Origin of the sequence: Streptomyces camponoticapitis (assembly GCF_014646115.1) — a bacterium.
In the GTDB taxonomy this organism is placed as follows: domain Bacteria; phylum Actinomycetota; class Actinomycetes; order Streptomycetales; family Streptomycetaceae; genus Streptomyces; species Streptomyces camponoticapitis.
Genome location: NZ_BMMV01000002.1, coordinates 383,491 through 403,295, shown reverse-complemented (window position 1 = coordinate 403,295; position 19,805 = coordinate 383,491). Strand labels below are relative to the sequence as shown.

The following is a 19,805-nucleotide window of genomic DNA, read 5'->3' as shown; positions in this document are numbered from 1 at the left end:
GGGGGGTGAGGTGGCGGCGCCAAGTTGTCGCAGGTTGGTGTCGCGCGAGTCGGCTGGGCCTCCTCAGCCCGAGCCGCCCGACTGACCGACCCCGACCTACCGCCACTCGGGCGGTGCCTCACCCCTGCAGGACCGGGCCGAACCAGGTGGTGAGAGCGGTCCGGAGCGCCGAGGTGTCGAGCGCGCCGCCGGGCCCGGCCGCCCAGGCGACATGGCCGTCGGGGCGGATGAGGAGAGCGGCGGGGGCGGGGATCTCACCGGCGGCCGGAACGGTCCAGTTGTCGTCCTCGCTCCGCGCCTCGACGATATCGACGCGACCGGCCCAGCCCTCGGCAGCAGCCGCCAACTCGGCGCTGCCGCGCAGGTCGAGCAGTACGGGGCGGGCGGCGTGCAGCAGTTCGTAGACGCGGGTGGCGCCGTCGGGCGTCTTGAGGTCGGCGTCGGGAACCCGGCGGCCCGCCAGAGGGTGGTCGCCTCCGCCCGGGTACCGGATGTCCAGTCCGGTGATCATGCCGCGCAGGTACCCATTGACCTCGTCGAAGACCATGAGCGAACTGAACACGTCGCGCAGCGCGTCCGTCTGAGCGCCGGGGCGGGCCAGGGCCACGTGCACCCTTCCGAACGCGGACGCGACCTTGAGGCTCCTGGGTACCCGCCAGGCGCCACGCCGTTGGATCCGTCCGGCGGCGGCGGAGATCGTGGAGGTCGTGCCGGCGTCCGCCTCCGGGAGCGAGTCCAGAGACGACAGGAGCTCGCCACGTGTCCTGGCGGTGAGCGCCCGGCCGAGACGTCCGTCCAACTCCTCGTGTGTGATGTGCCCTTCGGCGTACGCATCCCGCAGGCGCTCCACAGCCGTGTCGCGGTCGTCATCCCGGATCAGTCGCAGCGGGTTTTTCGGCAACCGGGGCACTGCTTCACTGTATCGGGTGCCAGAGATGTGAACACCCCTGAACGGGGCGCCTGTTGGGAACTGACCGCTCGTCGTCACGGCTGTCGCTCGGGCGGCGGACTTCTCACCTCTCCCCCGGACCCTCCGGGCCTGTGGAGGTGCGGGCCAGTTCCCGGAGTCGCACCCTGGCCGCCGGTCCCGTGCGGCTGGTGGTCCAGTACGGGTGCCACCAGATCCGTACCGACAATCGCAGCAGCCGACGGCGCAGAGCGGCCCGGTCCTGCCCGGGGCACGGCGCGGCAAGCGCCTCGTAGGTGGCGGTGAAAGCACGGCGGGCCTTCACCAGGTCCTCAGGCAGAGAGTGGGCGTCCATCCCAATATTAGAACGCACATTCGATTCTCGTGTTACACCGCACCCCACTGCCGGAGGCCGACACGCCCCGCGTCGTGAGAACCGGTGGGCGCGGGGGTACCTATAGCGGTCACACCCGAACAGGTCGAAAAGGAGGCCCGTCGTGCCCGCAGGATCCAGTCCCAAGCGAGAGCGGCAGTACGAGCACATCAAGCAGGGCGCCGAGAAGCGCGGTACGCCGGAAGGCCGTGCGAAGGAGATCGCCTCGCGCACGGTCAACAAGGAACGCGCCCGGTCGGGTGAGGCCAAGTCCGCAAGCAAGACGTCCACACGAGACCCCAAGTCCGCCTCGCAGCGTGGGGGTGAGCGTTCCCACAAGGGGCCTCAGGGCCCGACGCGGGACCAGCTCTACGCGGAGGCGAAGAAGAAGAACGTCGAAGGGCGCTCGTCCATGAACAAGGAGCAACTGCGCAAGGCCGTGGGCCGCTGAGCCGGTCGGCCGGTCGTTTCTGGATGGGCCGGGAGTGGAGTGTCACGCGTGACACTCCACTCCCCCCTTTCTGGGGCCGGTTCAGCTCGGCACGCCCGCCACCAAGTGATCGCCGGGGATGCCCGCGCGGTTGGGGGCGTAGTACTCCTTGATCCCCTCCGACCAGGTCGGGACCGTGATCCGGTCGTCCTTGTCCGGGCCGAAGGCGTTGAAGAGAGCGTCGATGTTGGCCGGGGAGAATCCGATCGCCAGCATGAGGTCGGTGAAGAGGGCGCGCTCGATCCGTCCGTCGCCGTCGGGGTCGCCGAGCGCCGAGAGCGCCTCCGCGAACTCGCCGATCGTCGCGTCGAATCGCTCTGGGCTGAGCACGCACCCCACGTACTCGTCGAAGCTCACCCGGCCGTCGCGGTTGGCGTCCAGTTCGGTCTTCAGAGTTGTCCAGTACCGCTGGAACGCGAGCCGCATCGCCTCCTTCGCCGGCGCCCCGGAGCCATGAGCCGCCGCGGTGACACGACTCGACATCAGGTCGAAGTCCTCGGCCTCCAGATATCCGTTACCGTCCGCGTCGAGCAGGGAGAAGACGAGTTTGACGCGGGACACTGCCTCTGCGCGCATGGCCTCAACACCTTGTTCCGTACGGAGCCCGTACTGGTCGGGATCACCTCCACCATCAGGTGGGCGCACCGCGGCACGCCCGGGCGGTGACGGCAGTTCACTTGATGAGGTGAAGTCCAGCCGCGTGAGGTGTGCCGGCTCCGACGGTGTGAGGAATCCCGCCGAAGCCGGGCGCTCCAACTGCGGCCCTGCGGAGGCCGACTCGCTGCCTGGGGCTCTCCAGCCTCGTCCCGCCCGGCAGGAACTGTGACTGCCGTCACAGGCGTTGTCGTGTCGAGAACTCCGGGTCAGCTCCATCCCAGGGGCACGAGCAGCCGCAACAAGCATCCACCGGTACTGCTACGCCCGCGGCCCCGACGGCACGGTCGTCGGGTCGGCCGGGGAGCTCAACTGAACAAGCCAGTCAGCACGTTACGCAACGATTCCCTTCCGGAAAGGACCCACCGTCATGGCTGTCGCCGATGACCTCGACCACGCCACCGACTCGCAATGGGACTGGGTCGCCGAGCAGACTCGTACGTATCTGGCCTCGGGCGGCACCGAGGGACACGAGTCGAACGGCGTCTACACGCTCGTACTCGCCACGACCGGACGCAGGACCGGCATACCGCGCCGCACATGCCTGATCTACGGCACCGCGGGCGAGGACTTCGTCGTCGTCGCCTCCAAAGGAGGTGCCGACGAGGATCCGGCATGGTTCAAGAACCTCCAGGCGGACCCCAGCGTCGGGGTGCAGGCCGGCGGCCGTCGATTCACCGCTCGCGCCCGGGTCGCGTCCCCAGCCGAACGCGAGGCCCTGTGGCGCCAGATGGCGCGCATCTTCCCGCTGTACGACGAGTACGCGCAGAAGACGGCCCGCGAGATCCCGATCGTGCTGCTCACTCCGCAGAACCGTCCCTGACGGGCCATCCGGCCCGGCGGATCCTCGAAGACTCCCGCGCGATCATCTGCCGGCGACGCCTCGTCGCCCTTCGGGCACGGGAGGTGCCCCCTGCGCTGTCGGAGTCGTCCAAGTACGGCCCCGCCCTGCGGGCGGACGACGCCACTTCTCAAACAGGACCTATGAGTTCTTCTCCGCCCCGGCCCGATACGCCGCGACCGTCGTACGGCTCGCGCACGCGTTGGAACAGAACCGGCGCGTCCGGTCGCGTGACTGGTCCGCGAAGTGGTTTCCGCACCCGGCCGCCGCGCACCGCCCCAGCGGCGCCGCCGCCGAAGGAGACCTTCGGCGGCGGAGCGGCTACATGAGCGGACCCACCGACCTCGACCGGAGGGTCAGCGGCGACCGCCGGAGGGCAGCGTGAACGATGCGGGACCGGCCGGCAGGTCCACCGTGTACTGGGCCAGGTAGGTGTCCAGGAACGGTGAGCGGGCCCCGCCGGTGGCGCGGTCGTCGGCCGGGTCGTCCAGGGCCAGTTCGACCCGTGCGTCCTTGACCTTGATCGTCTCGCCGGAGGGTGTGTCTCGCCATGAACCCGTCTGGATGGAGCCGATCTCCACCGCCAGGACGTGCCCGGTTGTCAGGGTCCAGTCGGTCGCCTTGAGGTCGACCGTCAACTTGCCCGAGTCCAGCAGGGAGACCTGCTCGTCGAACATGACGGCGGTGCCGTCGGGAGCGACGTCGTACAACTTGACCATGACGTTGCCCTGGCCCTTGGCGGTCAGGGAGACCTGTGGGGTCCCGGTGACGCGCACGGCTTCCTTGACCGGCTTGGACCACACGAAGAAGCTGGACGTGATCTCACCGGCCTTCTGGCGCTTCGCCTGTCCCTTGGCCAGGCCGTTCGGCGCGGCCGGGTCGAGCGCGGGCGCGTTCTCCATGTCCCACTCGCCGGGAGCCTGTTCGCGTGACCGCGGCGTCGCCTCGCCGGACGGGGCCAGGCCTACGCGCGCCGAGGCACCGCCGTCGTCCACGTACGAGCCGTCGCCGAGCTTGACGGTCACGGGCCGCTCCACGACGGGCCACGTCTTCTGGGCACGCCAGGTGCCGGTGGAGTCCTGGACCGAGTAGGCCGGGTAGTTGACCTTCGGCTTGATGCCCTTGAGGTACTGGTCGTAGAAGGAGAGCGTCTCGTCGTACCAGCCCTCGCGTCCCATGGCCAGACGCCCGTCGCTGGTGCGGTCACCGCCCCGCACGTGGTCCCACTGGCCGAGCCACCCCCGCTCCGGGCCCTTGTGATTGGCGAGGTACTCCTGCATCTCCTCGGGCTTGGTGTTGTTCTCGATGAAGCCCTGCGTGACGAACAGTGGAGTGTCGGTGCGCTTGGCCATCTTGGCCAGGTCGCGGGAGGTCCAGTGCTTGTCCCGCTGGTCGGCTATTCGGTATCCGGCCGAGTTCTCGGTGAGGCACTCGGGGTGGGTCTCCTCCCACCGGGCGTTGGCCTGGTAGCGCGCGTCGTCGTCCGCCATCTGACCAAGGGTGGCGATGGAGTTGTAGGCGTTGGCGGTACCGGTGACGTTCGGGCGGGGCACCCCGTTGGAGTAGATGTACTGGTACATGTCCCACACGGGCTCCTGGGCGACGACGGCCTTGAGCGCCCTCTGATCCAGGTTGTTGCCGATGAGGCCGGTGACGGCGTCGTACGACTTGCCGTACATGCCCACCGCACCGGTGGACCACGGCTGCTTCGCCGCCCAGTCGATGGCGGCCTTGACGTCGGCCTGCTCGCCCGGCCCGCCCCAGTCGAGGCAGCCGGTGGAGCCGCCGAAGCCGCGCAGGTCCACCATGACGAAGGCGTACCCCTCGTCGAACAGGTCGGTGCCCTCGATGAAGTCCTGGAAGCGGGACGAGGGGCCGGTGTGCGTCCAGTCCTCGGTACCGGTCTGTCCAGAGTGCCCGAAGTAGGGGCCGATCGAGAGGATGACGGGAACGCGCTTCTTCTTGGGCAGTGCCTCGGGGAGGAGGACGTCGGCGTGCAGTTCGGTGCCGGAGCGGTCCGAGGACGGGAAGTAGCTCTGCGTCCAGACGGACCCCTCCGGGACGCGGTCGTTCTCCGCGTGCGTGACGGGGTCGGTCGCGGTGGCGACCTCGCCCGCGACCGCGCGATCCTCGGCCGCGGCGACGGGGCCGGTGAGCGTGCCGGTCAACGCGAGGGCCGCGACGAGTGTTGAGGCGGCCCATGTGGCCGAGCGACGTCTTTTCACATGCGTCTCCCAGAGTTGTGGGTGCGTGGTGGTGCGGATGCACCGGTCGGGCGGAGGCCTTGACCTGCCGTGGGGGAGGCGACGGTAACGGCCCCGCATACGCGAGGAGTTGTGTCAGGGACATGGTCGGAGTAGACGGCGAGGCAGCCTACGATTATCGGTAAATCGCGTCAATGACGCAGCGCTCCCCGCGACCCGGCCCGGAACCTCATCCATGCAGGTCAGGCCGGGCTCGGATGCCTCAAGATCCCCCGAGTCGCGGCATGCCTCCTGGCTGTTGGTGATCAGTTCCGGTTCCGGTTTCTGATCGAGGTCGGCAGCGAGGGTTGGCGACGGGCGTGGCCCAGCCCGAACGCGGCCGCCGCGAAGTGCGGTTCTGGCCGCAGGAGTTGGCCCACCCGGAGCACCTGGACTGTCTGAACTGACCTGGGGTCTGCGGACCTGGCCTCGCGCGTCAGCGCTTGGACCTGGTGCGTTGAACCTGCGCGGGCACCATCCGTACGAGCGTTCGCACCGCCGTGTCGATCAGGTCGTCCGAGGGCGCGTCGGAACCGTGGGTCAGGAGTCGCGCGAGAGTGCGGACCAGAGCGGGCGTGGCCATGACGTGGCGGTTGAGGAGAGGCCGATAGCCGTAACGGGCGAGTACGAGGTCGGCAACGGAGTTGCCGAGCCGGTAGTACCGCCCCCAGCGGCGGTTCACCTCTCGCTGGTACTGGTGCAGAGCCTGCTCACGCGGCGTCCCGCCGGGGCGGTGCAGAGCGAGCGCGACAGTTTCGGCGGCGACCTCCCCCGCCTCCATCGCCTGAACGATGCCCTCGCCGCTCCACGGACTGATCATGCCCGCGCTGTCGCCGATGAGGAGCAGGCCGCGGTGGTACTGGGGCCTGCGATTGAAGCCCATGGGCAGCGCGGCACTCCGCAGCGGGGAGTCGGCGTTCTCCTCCCTGAGCCCCCAGTCCGGAGGCAGCCGGAGGAGCCACTCGTCCATGGTGGCCCGCAGATCGACCGCTCCGTGCCGCCGGTGGGGAAGTGCGCCCAGGCCCACATTGACGCGGCCGTCACCGAGCGGAAAGATCCATCCGTATCCTGGCAGGTCGCGGCCGGTACGGGAGCAGAGCAGATCGGCCCAGAGCTCCAGGTACGGGTCGTTCGTGCGGACACCGCTGCGGTAGTAACGGCGAGCGGCGGTGGCCATCGGCCTGCTTCGATCGCGTTCCAGCCCCATGGCCAGGGCTGTTCTCGCTGACGCGCCGTCAGCGGCGATCACCACGGGGGCGCGGTACGTCTGTGGCTGCTTGTCAGCACCGGTGATCGCGCACACGCCGACGATGCGCCCGCCGCGGTCGGTCAGAGGACCTGTCGCTTTCGTATCCAGACGCAGCCGGGCTCCGGCGGCCACCGCCTGGCGGGCCAGGATGTCGTCGAAGTCGTGCCGACTGCGGGTGAGGCCGAAGTCCGGGTGACTGCCGGAGCGAGGCCAGTCGATGTGTACCTGGCGTCCGTCGCAGATCCAGCGCATTCCCTTGGTGCGTTGCCAGCCGGGAGCATCGATGTCGACACCCATTCGGACCAGTTGATGTACGGCCCGCGGGGTGAGGCCGTCACCGCACACCTTGTCCCGCGGGAACGTGCCCTTTTCCAGCAGCAATACGTCCACGCCGGCCCGTGCCAGGTAGAGGGCCGCGGTCGAACCCGCCGGGCCCGCACCCACCACGATCACCTGCGCCTCGCTGTCGCCGACGTCGGCGAATTCGTGTGATCGCTCTGTTGGCGGCACGTGCGGCCTCCTCGATCAATAGGTAGCCGGTGACGCTCCTGCTGCCACGCGCCAGCGCTGCGCGCTTCCGTGAGTCCGCTCACGTGCGCGTGAGACAACTACCCAGTCCGTGCTGGGGCAGACCCTCGTCATGCGCCCGACGCGCCGTGACCCCCACCGCAGGCCATCGACCAGCCATCGCCGACGGGACGGGGGCCCTGCCCAGCACGGCGTGGCCCCCGATGCGTCGGCGTAGGAGGGCTTTCAGGCGAGGGCACCGAGTGTGAAGCCTCCGTCGGCGACGATTTCGGCGCCGGTGGCGAACCGGGCTTCGTCAGAAGCGGCGAAGAGGATGAAGTCGGCGATCTCCTCCGGGGTGGCGTTGCGCGGGATGGCGAAGTCGTCGACCGGTACGAGTGCGTTGCCGTCGGGACCGTAGGCACCCGGTCACTCAAAGAGCTGCAACCCGAGAACCGTGACGAAACCGGCCCCGACCACAGGGCCGCGGTGACAGCCGCCGTAGCGACACTCCTCCCGCCACCCGGCCCCCTCTCCTGAGGGCATCGGACGGTTCGCCCCGCGCGAGCTCAACCGCGCGCGTGCATCCGCTCGTTCGGGACGGGCCCACGACGGCCACCGCCGCATCTCGGGCCCAACAGTTGCCGCAGGGAAATTATCCACCCCTCACCTGCGGAAACAGACATTTTCGGATCGGCGGAGGCAGGCCGGTGCGACGACTGTCTCAATTCACTCCCAGGACAGGGAGTGTGAGACCTGGATCCCCGGGCACGCGATGAATTGAAGAAAGCATCGCCGCCGTACGGGCGGGGCGTGAACCTGCTCGGTCTTTCGCGTTTTCTGCTGACGGGAAAGAATTTCTATGCGTGAAGGGGACACTTTTATGAGCAATAACATTTGGGGTTACCAGCCGACCGCCGGCCACACCGCGGGTACCGACCTCATCGGATACAAGGTCGAGGCGACCGACGGCAGTATCGGCAAGATCGACAAGCACTCGGACGACGTCAGTTCCGCGTACCTCGTGGTCGACACGGGCGTCTGGATCTTCGGCAAGCACGTTCTGCTGCCGGCCGGCGTCGTCCGGACGGTCGACCAGGCGGCCCGCACGGTCTTCGTCGAGCTGACCAAGGAGCAGATCAAGGAGTCTCCGGAGTTCGACAAGGACAAGCACCTTGGCGATGTGGGCTATCACCAGCAGCTCGGCACCTACTACGAAGGCCACCGCCCTCGCTGACGCGTCGAGCCACAGCATGTGTGGGGCGGACCGGGCAACAACCGGTCCGCCCCACAGGCATGTCAACCCGTAGCTGCCGGTACGGGTCGCGGACGTCGCACGGTCCACAGAGGCCGCAAGCACGAGTCCGTCACGCTGCTCGCCGGGCTCGGCGTCGAAGGAGACGTACACGCGGGCAAGACGATCCGCCACCACCCATCCCGTACCGCGCCGCCACACCTCGGCTTGCCCGATGCACCGACTCGTAGTCATCGGCGCTGAGCACCTCCATGTCCGTGGGCACAGCCTGCCAGTGGGGGCTGTCCCGTAATTCCCCGGCGGGCGCATGAGGGCGCGTTCACGGCTGGGGGAGGCCCGGACGCCGACGTGGAAAGAACGTGTGTACGGTCGGGCGCATGACGCTTCAACATCCCGCGGACCGTGGCGGGGACAGACCCGGACGGTTCGCCCGCCTCGCGGAGTACGCTTCCAACTTCTCCAGCTCACCGGCATTCTTCGGGGTCTGCATGGTCCTCGTCGGCATTGTCATCGGCGCGCACTTCGCCAAGCTCGACGTGACCTGGCTGCTGCTCGCCGGCGAGTCGATGACCGCCGTGACGCTGCTGCTGCTTGCCCTGCTGAAAAACTCCGAGCGACGCGCGGAGCACGCCATCCAGCTGAAGCTGGACGCCATCGCGGCGGCTCTCCTCGAAACGCAGGAAGGCAAGCCGGGCACGGCCGTGCACAGCCTGAGGGAGGCCATCAAGATCGAGGACGACACCTGAGGAACCCGGCGGCCGACCGCTGCCGCCGGGGCGCCCACGCCCACGTCAAGTCCGCCGGGACCTCATCCACCACCCGCCGCGTCGGCGCCGTCCTCCGGGCCGTCCACACCCTCCTGACCTTCCGACCTTCTGACCCGCATGTATTCAGGACAGAAAAGGCTCAGTGCTCGCAGAGGGAGAATTCTCGTTCGTATAGCTGCTCGTTGTGTTCGTCGACGAAGAACTTGCGTTCCCGCATGAGTTGTTCGCGGTAGTTCTGGGCTTGTTCCAGCGTCATGGTCGAGGTGTCGGACCATGGCTGTTGCGGTGGCACATCAGATGTCGAGACGATCCGTTCCGACGGGTCGACCAGGAAGAACGCGAGAATCTTGCGATGTCCCGGTCGGGCGGGATCCGTGAGACGGAATGAGCCGACGCGGTGTTGCAGGATGTTCGGGAACGCCAGGCAGCGGCCCGCCGGGGTCGACGTCGATCCCAGCGTCTGGTTCAGAGCGTCCTCGTCCTCCAGGCCGTAGACCTCGCGCAGGCCGTTGTCATCGCTCTGCTCGTAGTCCGGGTCGTCAAGTGCCGCGCGGAAACTCAGCCTGCTTTCGGTGATGTTCTCGCTGTCCCAGTAGTAGATGGCGGTCGAGACGATCCGCTCGTTCATCATCCCCTCGACATGCCAGGAACCACCGGCGTACTCGGGCTTGTCCGGGGTGAGATGAATGGTGGCGAGCTTGACGATGACCTGGAGACGGCGGCCGCGCAGGTCGACCCGGGCGGATTCGGCGGGCGACTCGGGTGGGGTGAAGGCCGGGGCGTCCGGGATGACCGGGCGGCGGTTCTCCCACCAGTGGTCGTGGGCCTCGTCCCACGCACGGACGGCTTCCGCGTAGGCCCCGTCATCACCGTAGGAGGACTTGTCCGGACGCTCCGGCTCCGGGTCGTACCACCCGAAGGGATCGGCCTCGATCCGCAGGGGTCGCGGATGACGCAGATCCGTGAGCACGTTCTCCAGCAGCGGGCGCATGCGCGCGAACAAGTCAGGCAGGACGGACGCCAGTTCGCGATGAGTCTCGGGGTGGACGTTGTTGACGTACGAACGGAAGGAGACATCGCCGTCGTCACTGACGTCGACGTCCGTGGGCAGCCACTGGAATCTCTCCGAGAACTCGTACCTCGTATAACGGTCCGTCGGGTTCTGCCAAGCCCGCTCGTGCGCACCGCCGGCCTCTCTCACCAGGCAGAACAGAGAGGGATGAACCAGGTCCAGTACCTGGCCGTCGGACCCGGGATGCCAGTCCCTTTCTGCCTCGGGGACCTGTTCCAGAACCCGGACCGCCTCGCGCAGCCGGGATCGCAGCGCGTCGTCGACCAGGGTGTCCGAGTGCCACACCCCGTCGACGGCGGACACCTCGACGCCGGTTCGCGCGTCCCGCAGTGCGGCGTAATGCGGGAGTTCGGCAAGCACATATCGAACCTGCGCTTCGGTGAGGCCCTGCGCGATCGCTTCTCGCTTCCACCTGTCGCGGATGCCGGCATCGTTCATCTTGTCGAACCACCCGGGCTTCTCCCGAATGTGTGAGCTGCACTCCATCATCTGAAGTTCCCGCAAGGTTCGGGGTGTCGCGAACGATATGGAACGCGAAGCATGAAAGGGCAGCGGGAAAGCGGACAGGCCAGTCAATTCTCTTGGTCCTCACAGTCGGTGTGCGGTGGCGGGGACCATACTTCAGCAGACTGACACCGCAGCCGTGGTCGGACGTGACGTCCATCAGCCCCAGCGTCGGCGGTGGTCTCCGCTCGGCCGCCTCCGCCGTCCCGCGTGCCCAACGACGGCCACGGCGAGGTGCCGTGGCCGTCGTTGCCCGCTCGGCGAGATCACCCGACGCGGGAGTCAGGCGGGCAGCACGGAAAGCGAGACCACACGCGCGTCGTGACCGGCCCGGTCCCGGATCCGGAGGGCGACATAGCGGGCCGTGCCCTTGGCGTCGAGCGTCGCGTCACGGCCCCTCGTACGGAAGGTCCCGACCGGTTCGTACGACAGCCCGTCTGTGCTGAACTCGGCTTCCGCCGACGGCACACGGCCTCCCGTCCAGCTGATCCGGATCTCGCCGATCGCCGTCGGTTCCCCGAGATCGACCACCATGCGGCCGCCGGCCCCGGGACGCCAGGACGTGTGCCGGTCACCGTCGACCGCCGCCGCGGGATCGGACATGCCCGCCGGGAGCGGCGCCGTCGGGAAGGTGACCCGGCCCAGCGCCATGTCGGTGAGCGGATACGCGGTGGCACCGGGCACGGTCACATGCTCGGTGCGTCCGCGGCGCACGCTGACGTGCGTCGCACGCCCGCCGACCGGAGTGACCAGCAGACGGCAGGAAGGCCCGGTGAGACGCAGCGTGGCCGCGTCGACCACCTCGACGTGCAGCCCCGCCGGGACGCGCCCACCCGAACTCGGACGCAGAACGAAGCGCGCGGGCCTCACCTCCGCGCGGGCGGCGGGGAGTTCGGCACGGTAGTCGGTACCGTCGGACGTCACCGTCTGCGTGCCCGCGTACAACCGCACCGAGCGGGTGTCCTGCGGCACGGACACCGTGGTGGTCACCGCCGCGGCCGACAGGTTGAACAGGCTGAGATGCCCTCCCGCGGTGCTCGCCCGTACGCCGGGATGGCCCGCGCCGGGCGCCTCGCGCCCCGCCGCCGCCTTCACCTCGGCCGGACCACCGTTGGCGTAGCCCTCCACGACGACCGCCTCGGCCGGCCCGTCCGAGAGGATGAGCGTGTCGCCGTAGACGGCGAGGGCGTTCTTCCCACCGCGTACGACGAGGCCCGCCCGCCCGTCCACCGAGATCCAGCCACCGGTACTGACGAGGTCGGCCTTCGGGTAGCGCGCCAGGTCCGTCCACGTCTTTCCGTCGGCCGATCCCTGGAGTGCGTACGCACGGCCCGCGGCGGACTCCCAGCGCAGGGTGAGACGGTCGAACTCCCGCTCCTGTCCGAAGTCGATCGTGATCCAGCTGTCCGCCCGTGTGCGGTCCGCGACAGCCACGGCCCAGCGCGACGCAGGGTCGCCGTCGACCGCCAGAGCCGCGCCCTTGCCCGCGTCGGCGGACGACGCGGTCACGGTCGCACCCCTGGCGAGGTCCGCGCCCTCGGCACCGTCGCGGACCTCGATCGCGTACAGGGAGTAGCCGTACTTCGGGTCCGGGAGGATCCCCTGCATCCGCACGTGCCGGTAGGAGGCCCTGGTGATGGTCGTGTTGTCCGTGCGCCCGCCGGGGGCAGGCGGCGGGTTCGCGGCGCCGCTGTCCTTGGCGGCGACGGTGGTCGTTCCCTCGGCTGCGGTGTAGGTACGGCCGCCGTCGAGACCGGCGACACCGGGCATGGTGAAGTTGTGCACGTCGAGGCGGCCTTCGCCGGCCGAGGTGCCGCTGGTCGCGTAGACGACATCACCCGAGGGAAGGGTGGTGAAACCCGCGAAGCCCGTGGGCAGCGTGAGAAGGGTGGCGCTGGCGTCGAAGCCGTCACGCGGTTCGCTGTACGTGGTGACCGAACGGCCGGCGGCTTTCGCGCTCGTCGCGGGAAGGAACATGGGTGTGGTCCCGCCGAGCGCGAACAGCCAGTCGTCGTGGGCGGGCTGCCAGGCGAACTTGACGAAGCCCGGCTTGCTGACCGCCGCGGCCCAGGCCGCCGGCGACTGGTGCGCGACGAGACCCGGTCCGCTGCCGAAGTCCCTTACGCCGCTGGCCCGTTCGAACAGTTCCCGCTCCGTGAGCGGGCGTACGGCCCTGCCCTGAGCGGCCCGCCACTCGTGCAACAGATAGCTGATGGCGATCTCGGCGCGGGCCTCCGGCTCGTACTTGGGTTCCCCGGAGAACTTGGTGAGCCGGTTGACCGGCGGGTACGCCTGGTAGGCCTCCAGGCGTTCGGCCAGCGCGGCTTCGGCGCGGGCGGCGGCCCGGTCCCCGACCACCTGGGCGAGGAACGCGACGGGGATGACGTCGCGTCCGTAGAGGTGCTCACGGTCGTCGACCATCGGCATCAGCGGCTCACCCGAGTCGCTCATCACCAGGAGGAGCGTTTCCCACAGGAGACCGGCATTGGGCTGGGACGTCAGGACCTCCGGCATCGGCCGGCCGGCGGTGACGAAGTGCGCGGCGTTACGCCCGGACGTCCGCCACAGCTCTGACTGGTAGTGCGGCCCGAACGAGCCGTGGTTCTCGACGATGAAGGTGTCGTAGAGGTTCTGCGCGGTGTTGTCGCTGACGGCAACACCGTCGACCAGGGCCGGATTTACGCGGTCGGCGGCCGGCAGTCCGGTCTCGTTGCGGCTCCACCTGCCGAAGGCGTCCTTCCACCGCTGGTATCCCGAACTCTCGGGCGCCCAGGCGAGACCGGGAGCCAGCGACTGCGCGTAGACGCCCATCTCCTCCAGCTTGGTGTCGCCCACGAATCCGCCGGTGAGACCGCGCGGCGTCCAGTCTCCCGACGCGGGGTCGTCACCCGTGCCGAGACCGGTGGTGTACTCGGCCTGCGCAAGCGCGATCGTGTCCACGTTGTCGCGCGTCGCGCTGTCCAGCCGGTCCCAGAGCAGGCGCGCCGCAAGGACGAAGTAGAGCTGGAAGGTGGTGTCGAAGAAGAGGGTGCGGCCCCATTCGGTGCCACCGGTGAGGCGGTTGGAGGCCGCGAAGTGCTTGATGGTGTCGATGGTGCGGGAGAGCAGGGTCTTCTCGTCGATACCGGCCCGCTCGGCGTCGTACGTACCGCGGGTGAGCAGCAGCGCGTTGCCGAGGACGACGGCGAAGCCGAAGTCCTTCGCGGTGTAGTACCCCTTGGCCGCGTCCCATTGGGTCTCGGACCAGCGGGTATGGGTGAGCAGTACGCGGTAGTAGATGTCAGCGATGCCGTCGGGAGCGGCCGGGCGACGCATGGCCGGTCGGCCGTCGGCCACGGCCGACGGCACGCCGAGAGACGAAGTCGTCGCCAACGCCAGGGATACGCCTGTCAGTTGGGCGAATCGTCGTCTACTCAGCTTGGCCTTGGGGTGGTTCACGCGGATACGCCTCCTGGGACGGGACCGAAGACAACGTTGTCAACATCACGCTCATTCTTCGTATCCGAAGCCGAAACCGTCAAGACCCGGAGTGCGCCCGCCCACCGGTTCGGCCAGACCCGCCGTCCGGCCCCTTTCCCGCGCAGGCCCACACGTTCAGGCGAGCCGCGAAAGGAGCCGGGGTCCATAAGCCCTCTAAGATCGAAGAACGAAAGCCGCAAAGAGAACTTTTCGCTCGAAGGGTGTGCATCAGGATGCAGACACGTCATATCGGCACCGTCGAGGTCAGCGCCGTAGGGCTCGGCGCCATGAACATGTCGATCGAGGGCCGGCCTGACGAGGCCCGGTCGATCGCCACCATCCACGCGGCGATCGATGCCGGCGTGAACCTCATCGACACCGCCGACTCCTATCACCTGGCCGGCCACGACGAACTCGGGCACAACGAGAAACTGATCGCCAAGGCACTCTCCTCCCACAGCCGCGGATCCGAGGTGATGGTCTCCACCAAGGGCGGCCATACGCGTCCCGATCTCAACCCCGGTCCGTACATCTGGCCGGTCAACGGGCGCCCCGAGCACATCAAAGCGGCCTGCGAGGGCTCGCTCAAGCGGCTGGGCGTGGAGGCGATCGGGCTGTACTTCCTGCACCGCACCGACAAGGACGTCCCGTACGCGGACTCCGTCGGTGCGGTCCGTGACCTGCTCGACGCCGGCAAGATCCGGATGGCCGGCATCTCCAACGCCGATCCCGCCCAGATCGAGTCCGCCAACGAGACACTGGATGGACGGCTCGTCGCGGTCCAGAACCGGTTCTCCCCCGGGTTCCGGTCCAGCGAGCCCGAGCTGGAGCGGTGTGACGCGATGGGTATCGCGTTCATGGCCTGGGGCCCGCTCCGCGGCGTCTCCCGGCCGGCCGGCGGCAGCAGCCCCGTACACGACCGTTACGCCCGGATCGCCGAGGCGCACGGGGTGAGCCCCCAGCAGGTCAGCCTGGCCTGGATGCTGGCCAAGTCACCGATGGTGATCCCGATCCCCGGATCTACGCGACCGGAGACCGTACGGGACTCGGCGGCGGCGGTCGATCTCGTACTGAGCGATGCGGAACTGAGGGAGCTCGACACCGTCTGAGGCCGCGGTCTCCCGTGTCCGACTTCCGCGACTCCTCCGTCCCCGCGGGCTTCCGGGCGTGCGGCGCTCCGGATCCGCCGGTGGAGACGGCGGGGTGCGGCGCTCCGGCCCGGGAAAGCGCCTTGGGCTCAGCCGTCCGGTCCCGCCTGCGTGGATCCGGAAGAGGCCTCTTCCTGCCCCGGCCGGGCCGCCGGGACGGTGTCGGCGGGTGTCTCGGCATCGGACGAGGTGGCATCCGACTGCCCCGGGTGCGCCGCCACGTCGAAGCGGGCGGCCTCGGCAGCGATGGTCATGACCGTACGGAGCGAGTCGTAGGGGGCGGGACTGCGCAGAGCACGGGAGGTCACCATCGCTCCCTCCACACCCGCGAGGACGGCCTCCGCCAGCCCCCGCGCCGAGGCCTGCTGCTCCACGCCGAAGGCGGCGAGGTGGAACGCCAGCCTGTCGGTCATCCGCGAGAATGCGCCGCGGACGGTCCCACTCACCTCGGCCGACTCCTTCGCGGCGCCCTCGGTGACCCGCGGAGCGACACCGCATCCTCGCGCGTAGTCGCTGGACACCATGCCGTCGCGGCCGAGCGTGACGTAGAGATCGATGAACTCGACCACCGACCCGGCCAGGGCGGCGGCGCTGTCGATGATCTCGATCTGTTCGCGGACGTGCGCCTCGGCCGCCTCGATCACCAGCTGCGTCTTCCCGCCGGGAAAATGGAAGTACACCGAGCCACGCGAGGTACCGCTCTCCCTGAGCACGTCGGAGAAGGCGGTCGCGTTGTATCCCCGCTGCCGGATCAGTTCCCTGGCCGCCTGACAGCGGCGCGGCCCACTTGCGGAAGGTCCGCTCCCCGGCCACCACCCGGCCGGCAAGGACGGGCGGCGGTCCTGTCCCGCTCCCGTCTCGGCCTCACCCTTGCGGGGACGCCTGTGCCGGGTGGTGGCGGACAACCATGCGAGGTACTTTCGGAAGGCCGGACACGCTGAGGCGGGGCCTCACGACCGGGCTGTCGGCCGCCGTCGACCTACTTGGCCGCGAACGTAGCCGGTCCGGTATTGAATCCGGGGTGCGCGCCGACGAAAACCGGCAGATCAGGATCCGGCAGCTCCGACCGGAGGAGCGCCCACCTATTGGGGACTACGCCGCCTCGTTGCCGCGACCCGATCATGGGAGGCACTGATGACGGGCAGCAAGCCGAACCAACACCAGGAGATGGCCGGCCAAACCGTCGTGGTGATAGGCGCGAGCTCGGGAATCGGACTCGAAACCGCTCGTCACGTCCGTGCGCTCGGAGGCCAGGTCGTCATGGTGGGGCGGGACCCGGGGCGACTGGAGCGAGCGGCGGAGGAAGTCCAGCCGCTGAGCACCACGTCGTTCGACGCGACTGACCCCGAGCGTCTCCGGCAGTTCTTCAGTGAACTCCCCAGCACCGTCGACCACGTCATATCGACAGCCGGCGGTCCCTCGTACGCGCCGCTGGCCGACATGGACCTGGCGCAGACCAGTCGGCACTTCGGCGAACGCCTCGCCATGACGGTCGGGATGGCCAAGTACAGCCAAGGCAAGGTCCGGGACGGGGGAACGCTGTTGTTCATCGGTGGCACCGGCGCCCCGGCAAGGGCATGGCCGTCACCTCGGCGCTGACCGCGGCGCTCCCCGCCCTCACCGCGAGCCTGGCACTCGAAGTGGCGCCGATCCGGGTGAACCTCATCGCCGCCGGATTCGTCGACACACCCTTGTCAGCCTCGCTCCTGGGCGAACAGCTCGAAGCGCGGCGGGAAGAACTCCGCGCCTCGCTGCCCATCCGACGGGTCGTCGGCCCGCAGGACATCGCCGCTCTCGCTGTACACATCATGCGCAACGAAGCCATGACGGGAGCGACGTACGACATCGACGGCGGCCAGCAACTGGTGTCCGCCTGACCCGTGCCCCGACTCGGCGCTCAACCAGGAGATCCGGTGCGGCGGCCCTTCGAGGCGGTCGGTCCCGTGCGGGTGACGACGCTGGTCGGGGGCATGATCCGGCACAGTCGCCGTCCTTGTCCAGCCGGCTCCGGTTCTGCCGGGCAGTTCGCGAGCGGGCGATTCCATTCGAGGGTTGTGTCGTTGTTTCGGGCGTGTTGATCATCACTGAGGCCGTAACCGGCTCCCACCTGGCCCTCGACAGCGCCAGGCTGACCGAACTGCTCTTCCTCGACGGCCCCGAAGGCACCGATTCCCACGAGCGCTGGCGCAAGGCCATCTCGACCGAGTTGTTCCGTCACCGCACCGACGCCTCCGTCGAGGAGAGGTGGCAGCTCTCCTACGACCGGCTGCGGGCCCTGAACGAAGAGCTGTTCGCCCCCGAACACCTGGCCCGCGACCCACGCGTTCTGGCCGCCCTGCACGAGTGGGTATCGGTGGTGGACGGCGCCACCTCCACCGTGGCCGGCATCCACTACAACCTCTTCCTCGGGAGCCTGCTCGACGACCACCTCTCACCGTCGCGCGACCTGAGCGATTTCACCGCGCTCGCCCGCACCGGCGTCTTCTTGTGCACCGAACGCGCCCACGGCAACGACGCCGCCGCGTTGGAGACCGTCGCCCGATTCGACCGCGCACGTGACGAGTTCGTGCTGCACACCCCCCACGAGGGCGCCCAGAAGTACATGCCCAACACCAGTGCGGCGGGCGGACCGAAGACGGCGGTGGTGGCGGCCCGACTGCTGATCGACGAGCAGGACCAGGGCGTCTTTCTCTTCCTCACCCCGCTGAGCGACCGCCGGGGAACCCTGCCGGGCATCACCGTGGTGACTCTGCCCGAACGAATCGGCAGCCCGGTGGACCACTGCGCCACCAGCTTCGACCAGGTACGCCTCCCCAGGACGGCCCTCATCCAGGGCGATCACGGACGGCTGCTGCCGGACGGTACCTTCACGAGCGACGTGGGCAGTCCGCGCAAACGGTTCCTGCACTCGATCCGGCGGGTGACCGTCGGGAAGCTCTGTATGAGCGCGAGCACCCTGGGCGGCTGCCGGGCGGCGCTGGCGATCGCTGTCCGCTACGCGTACACCCGGCGGATCTCCGGCCCGGTGGCGGGGCGGCGCGTTCCGCTGGCCGCGCACCGCAGCCATCACGCCCGGCTGCTCCAACGCGTGGCGACGGCCTACGCCATGACCTTCTTCCACCGCGCGGTCACCGAGCGCTGGATCACCCACGAGCCCGAGGACCGGGCGGAGACCGAACGTCTCGTGGCCGTCGCGAAGGGGTGGATCTCCTGGCAGGCCCGGGAGATCGTGATCGAGAGCCGGGAGCGCTGCGGCGCCCGGGCGCTGTTCCCGGTCAACGGGTTGGCGGAGTTCGCCGCGAACGTGGACGGGGCCATCACCGCGGAGGGGGACAACCTGGCGATCTGGTGCAAGGCGGGGGCAGAGATGATCTTCGGTCGTACGCTCGCGCCTGAGCCCCAGGAGGCAACAGGCCAGGAGAGTTTGACCGACCCCGGCTTCCTGCGAGGGGCCGTCGCCGCCGCCGAGCGTCACTGGCACACGACCGCGCGCCGTGACCTGCGGCGCGGCGACAAGGGGGACGCACTCGGGCGCTGGAACAACGCGTCAGCCGCGGCCCTGAGCCTGGTCGAGGCCTACTCGGTGGGCCAGGCCGCCGACGCCTTCGCCTCGGCCCTCGCCCGTGTCACCGACCCTCGCACCCGCGCCGTCCTGGACGACCTGTACTCGCTGTTCCTGCTGGTCCGGGTCGCCTCCAGGAGCGGACTGCTCCTGGTCGAGAAGGCGCTCACCGAGGAGCAGGTCCGCTCACTCCCCCGGACCCTGGAGAGCCTGACCGCCCGGCTCGCCCCACATCTGCCGGCGCTGACACAAGCCTTCGACATCCCCGAGGAACACCTCTCCTCCCTGCCGATGCTGACGGCACCCTGACGGTGCTCCGCCCGCGCTCCGGCACTCAACAAGTCCCCGAACCAGTAGGGCACACGGGCGGTTCGCTTCGTTCAGGGTGAGGCGGGCGACGGCGGCTTCGCGGTCGGAGTTGACTCGGGCGTGCGGGTGCCCACGAGGTCTCGTACGCCGGTCGACTCCGCCCGCCGAGAAGTTCGTCGCTCCGAATGGTTGTTCGGGATGGCGCGGACAGCTTCCCGGGGCCATGCTGATCGCCCTGAGTGGCTCGCCGTCAACTCGGCAGGCGCTTCGGGGTGGTTGTTCCGGTGATGCGGCCCCTGCCGGGCCGGGAGCGGAACCGGGACCAGGCATGAGGGCGTGGAGAATGCACCTGGGCAGACCGCGACACGAGCCGCGTGACGAGAACATGCCGTGCGATCAGGTCGACGCGGCGGTACGGGAGGACAGGGCGGCGCTCGCGGCGGCTGGGCGGCGCCCTGATCAGCG

The 19,805-nt window shown here is 69.1% G+C and carries 18 protein-coding genes and 1 pseudogene; 9 read left to right on the top strand and 10 right to left on the bottom strand.

Features of this window, described 5'->3' with window-relative positions; genetic code table 11:
• Window positions 1-118: 118 nt before the first annotated feature.
• Window positions 119-910, bottom strand: coding sequence for an aromatic-ring hydroxylase C-terminal domain-containing protein (locus IEY79_RS38310; protein ID WP_189105933.1), 792 nt, complete (start codon window positions 908-910; stop codon window positions 119-121).
• A 103-nt stretch (window positions 911-1,013) separates the two neighbouring features.
• Window positions 1,014-1,262: a DUF8825 domain-containing protein gene (locus tag IEY79_RS04470; RefSeq protein WP_189105932.1), complete on the bottom strand. Its 249-nt coding sequence runs from the start codon at window positions 1,260-1,262 to the stop codon at window positions 1,014-1,016.
• A gap of 142 nt (window positions 1,263-1,404) precedes the next feature.
• On the opposite strand from IEY79_RS04470, the gene IEY79_RS04465 reads away from it, so the two are divergent.
• Entirely contained in the window at window positions 1,405-1,731 is a 327-nt protein-coding gene (locus tag IEY79_RS04465) for a plasmid stabilization protein (RefSeq protein WP_189105931.1), read from the top strand.
• An 81-nt stretch (window positions 1,732-1,812) separates the two neighbouring features.
• On the opposite strand, the gene IEY79_RS04460 is transcribed toward IEY79_RS04465, so the two are convergent.
• A complete protein-coding gene (locus tag IEY79_RS04460; protein ID WP_189105930.1) occupies window positions 1,813-2,346 on the bottom strand; it encodes an EF-hand domain-containing protein in 534 nt (177 codons plus the stop codon).
• Between the two features lie 448 nt (window positions 2,347-2,794).
• On the opposite strand from IEY79_RS04460, the gene IEY79_RS04455 reads away from it, so the two are divergent.
• A complete protein-coding gene (locus IEY79_RS04455) occupies window positions 2,795-3,247 on the top strand; it encodes a nitroreductase family deazaflavin-dependent oxidoreductase (protein WP_189105929.1) in 453 nt (150 codons plus the stop codon).
• 159 nt (window positions 3,248-3,406) lie between these two features.
• Here IEY79_RS04455 and IEY79_RS38305 read toward each other — a convergent pair whose 3' ends face one another.
• From IEY79_RS38305 to IEY79_RS04435, 4 genes are all read right to left on the bottom strand, one after another.
• Window positions 3,407-3,547: a CGNR zinc finger domain-containing protein gene (locus IEY79_RS38305; RefSeq protein WP_189106053.1), complete on the bottom strand. Its 141-nt coding sequence runs from the start codon at window positions 3,545-3,547 to the stop codon at window positions 3,407-3,409.
• 74 nt (window positions 3,548-3,621) lie between these two features.
• Window positions 3,622-5,490, bottom strand: a complete 1,869-nt coding sequence (locus tag IEY79_RS04445; protein WP_189105928.1) for a CocE/NonD family hydrolase — start codon at window positions 5,488-5,490, stop codon at window positions 3,622-3,624.
• Between the two features lie 454 nt (window positions 5,491-5,944).
• Entirely contained in the window at window positions 5,945-7,267 is a 1,323-nt protein-coding gene (locus IEY79_RS04440) for a geranylgeranyl reductase family protein (RefSeq protein WP_229700618.1), read from the bottom strand.
• Window positions 7,268-7,510: 243 nt separating this feature from the next.
• Complete coding sequence (locus IEY79_RS04435; RefSeq protein WP_189106051.1) at window positions 7,511-7,639, bottom strand: SDR family oxidoreductase; 129 nt, start codon at window positions 7,637-7,639, stop codon at window positions 7,511-7,513.
• A gap of 508 nt (window positions 7,640-8,147) precedes the next feature.
• On the opposite strand from IEY79_RS04435, the gene IEY79_RS04430 reads away from it, so the two are divergent.
• The 3 genes and pseudogenes from IEY79_RS04430 to IEY79_RS04425 all read left to right on the top strand — a co-directional run bounded on the left by IEY79_RS04430 (window position 8,148) and on the right by IEY79_RS04425 (window position 9,265).
• Window positions 8,148-8,501 carry a PRC-barrel domain-containing protein gene (locus IEY79_RS04430; protein WP_189105927.1) on the top strand — a complete coding sequence of 118 codons (354 nt, stop codon included), beginning with the start codon at window positions 8,148-8,150 and terminating at the stop codon, window positions 8,499-8,501.
• A 135-nt stretch (window positions 8,502-8,636) separates the two neighbouring features.
• Window positions 8,637-8,723: pseudogene (locus IEY79_RS38300) on the top strand (MOSC domain-containing protein); the annotation flags it as partial.
• Between the two features lie 173 nt (window positions 8,724-8,896).
• On the top strand, window positions 8,897-9,265 hold the full coding sequence (locus IEY79_RS04425) for a low affinity iron permease family protein (protein ID WP_189105926.1): 369 nt from the start codon (window positions 8,897-8,899) through the stop codon (window positions 9,263-9,265).
• 160 nt (window positions 9,266-9,425) lie between these two features.
• Here IEY79_RS04425 and IEY79_RS04420 read toward each other — a convergent pair whose 3' ends face one another.
• On the bottom strand, window positions 9,426-10,934 hold the full coding sequence (locus IEY79_RS04420) for a DUF4246 domain-containing protein (RefSeq protein ID WP_189105925.1): 1,509 nt from the start codon (window positions 10,932-10,934) through the stop codon (window positions 9,426-9,428).
• Between the two features lie 210 nt (window positions 10,935-11,144).
• Window positions 11,145-14,300, bottom strand: a complete 3,156-nt coding sequence (locus IEY79_RS04415; RefSeq protein ID WP_189105924.1) for a discoidin domain-containing protein — start codon at window positions 14,298-14,300, stop codon at window positions 11,145-11,147.
• A 254-nt stretch (window positions 14,301-14,554) separates the two neighbouring features.
• On the opposite strand from IEY79_RS04415, the gene IEY79_RS04410 reads away from it, so the two are divergent.
• Complete coding sequence (locus IEY79_RS04410) at window positions 14,555-15,430, top strand: aldo/keto reductase (RefSeq protein WP_189105923.1); 876 nt, start codon at window positions 14,555-14,557, stop codon at window positions 15,428-15,430.
• 128 nt (window positions 15,431-15,558) lie between these two features.
• On the opposite strand, the gene IEY79_RS04405 is transcribed toward IEY79_RS04410, so the two are convergent.
• Window positions 15,559-16,296: a TetR/AcrR family transcriptional regulator gene (locus IEY79_RS04405; RefSeq protein ID WP_189106050.1), complete on the bottom strand. Its 738-nt coding sequence runs from the start codon at window positions 16,294-16,296 to the stop codon at window positions 15,559-15,561.
• A gap of 307 nt (window positions 16,297-16,603) precedes the next feature.
• On the opposite strand from IEY79_RS04405, the gene IEY79_RS38170 reads away from it, so the two are divergent.
• The 3 genes from IEY79_RS38170 to IEY79_RS04395 all read left to right on the top strand — a co-directional run bounded on the left by IEY79_RS38170 (window position 16,604) and on the right by IEY79_RS04395 (window position 19,340).
• Window positions 16,604-17,068, top strand: coding sequence for an SDR family NAD(P)-dependent oxidoreductase (locus IEY79_RS38170; RefSeq protein WP_308426648.1), 465 nt, complete (start codon window positions 16,604-16,606; stop codon window positions 17,066-17,068).
• Entirely contained in the window at window positions 17,047-17,346 is a 300-nt protein-coding gene (locus IEY79_RS38165; RefSeq protein WP_308426647.1) for an SDR family oxidoreductase, read from the top strand. Before IEY79_RS38170 ends, IEY79_RS38165 begins: the two co-directional genes overlap by 22 nt.
• A gap of 194 nt (window positions 17,347-17,540) precedes the next feature.
• Window positions 17,541-19,340 (top strand): acyl-CoA dehydrogenase family protein, encoded by a 1,800-nt coding sequence (locus IEY79_RS04395; RefSeq protein ID WP_229700617.1) that lies wholly within the window; start codon window positions 17,541-17,543, stop codon window positions 19,338-19,340.
• The last annotated feature ends 465 nt before the right edge of the window (window positions 19,341-19,805 follow it).

Excerpts from the sequence above, each read along its gene's own strand:
- IEY79_RS04470 (WP_189105932.1), bottom strand. The coding sequence starts at position 1,262 with ATGGACGCCCACTCTCTGCCTGAGGACCTGGTGAAGGCCCGCCGTGCT.
- IEY79_RS04460 (WP_189105930.1), bottom strand. The coding sequence starts at position 2,346 with ATGCGCGCAGAGGCAGTGTCCCGCGTCAAACTCGTCTTCTCCCTGCTC.
- IEY79_RS04455 (WP_189105929.1), top strand. The coding sequence starts at position 2,795 with ATGGCTGTCGCCGATGACCTCGACCACGCCACCGACTCGCAATGGGAC.
- IEY79_RS04430 (WP_189105927.1), top strand. The coding sequence starts at position 8,148 with ATGAGCAATAACATTTGGGGTTACCAGCCGACCGCCGGCCACACCGCG.
- IEY79_RS04425 (WP_189105926.1), top strand. The coding sequence starts at position 8,897 with ATGACGCTTCAACATCCCGCGGACCGTGGCGGGGACAGACCCGGACGG.
- IEY79_RS04410 (WP_189105923.1), top strand. The coding sequence starts at position 14,555 with ATGCAGACACGTCATATCGGCACCGTCGAGGTCAGCGCCGTAGGGCTC.
- IEY79_RS38170 (WP_308426648.1), top strand. The coding sequence starts at position 16,604 with ATGACGGGCAGCAAGCCGAACCAACACCAGGAGATGGCCGGCCAAACC.
- IEY79_RS38165 (WP_308426647.1), top strand. The coding sequence starts at position 17,047 with ATGGCCGTCACCTCGGCGCTGACCGCGGCGCTCCCCGCCCTCACCGCG.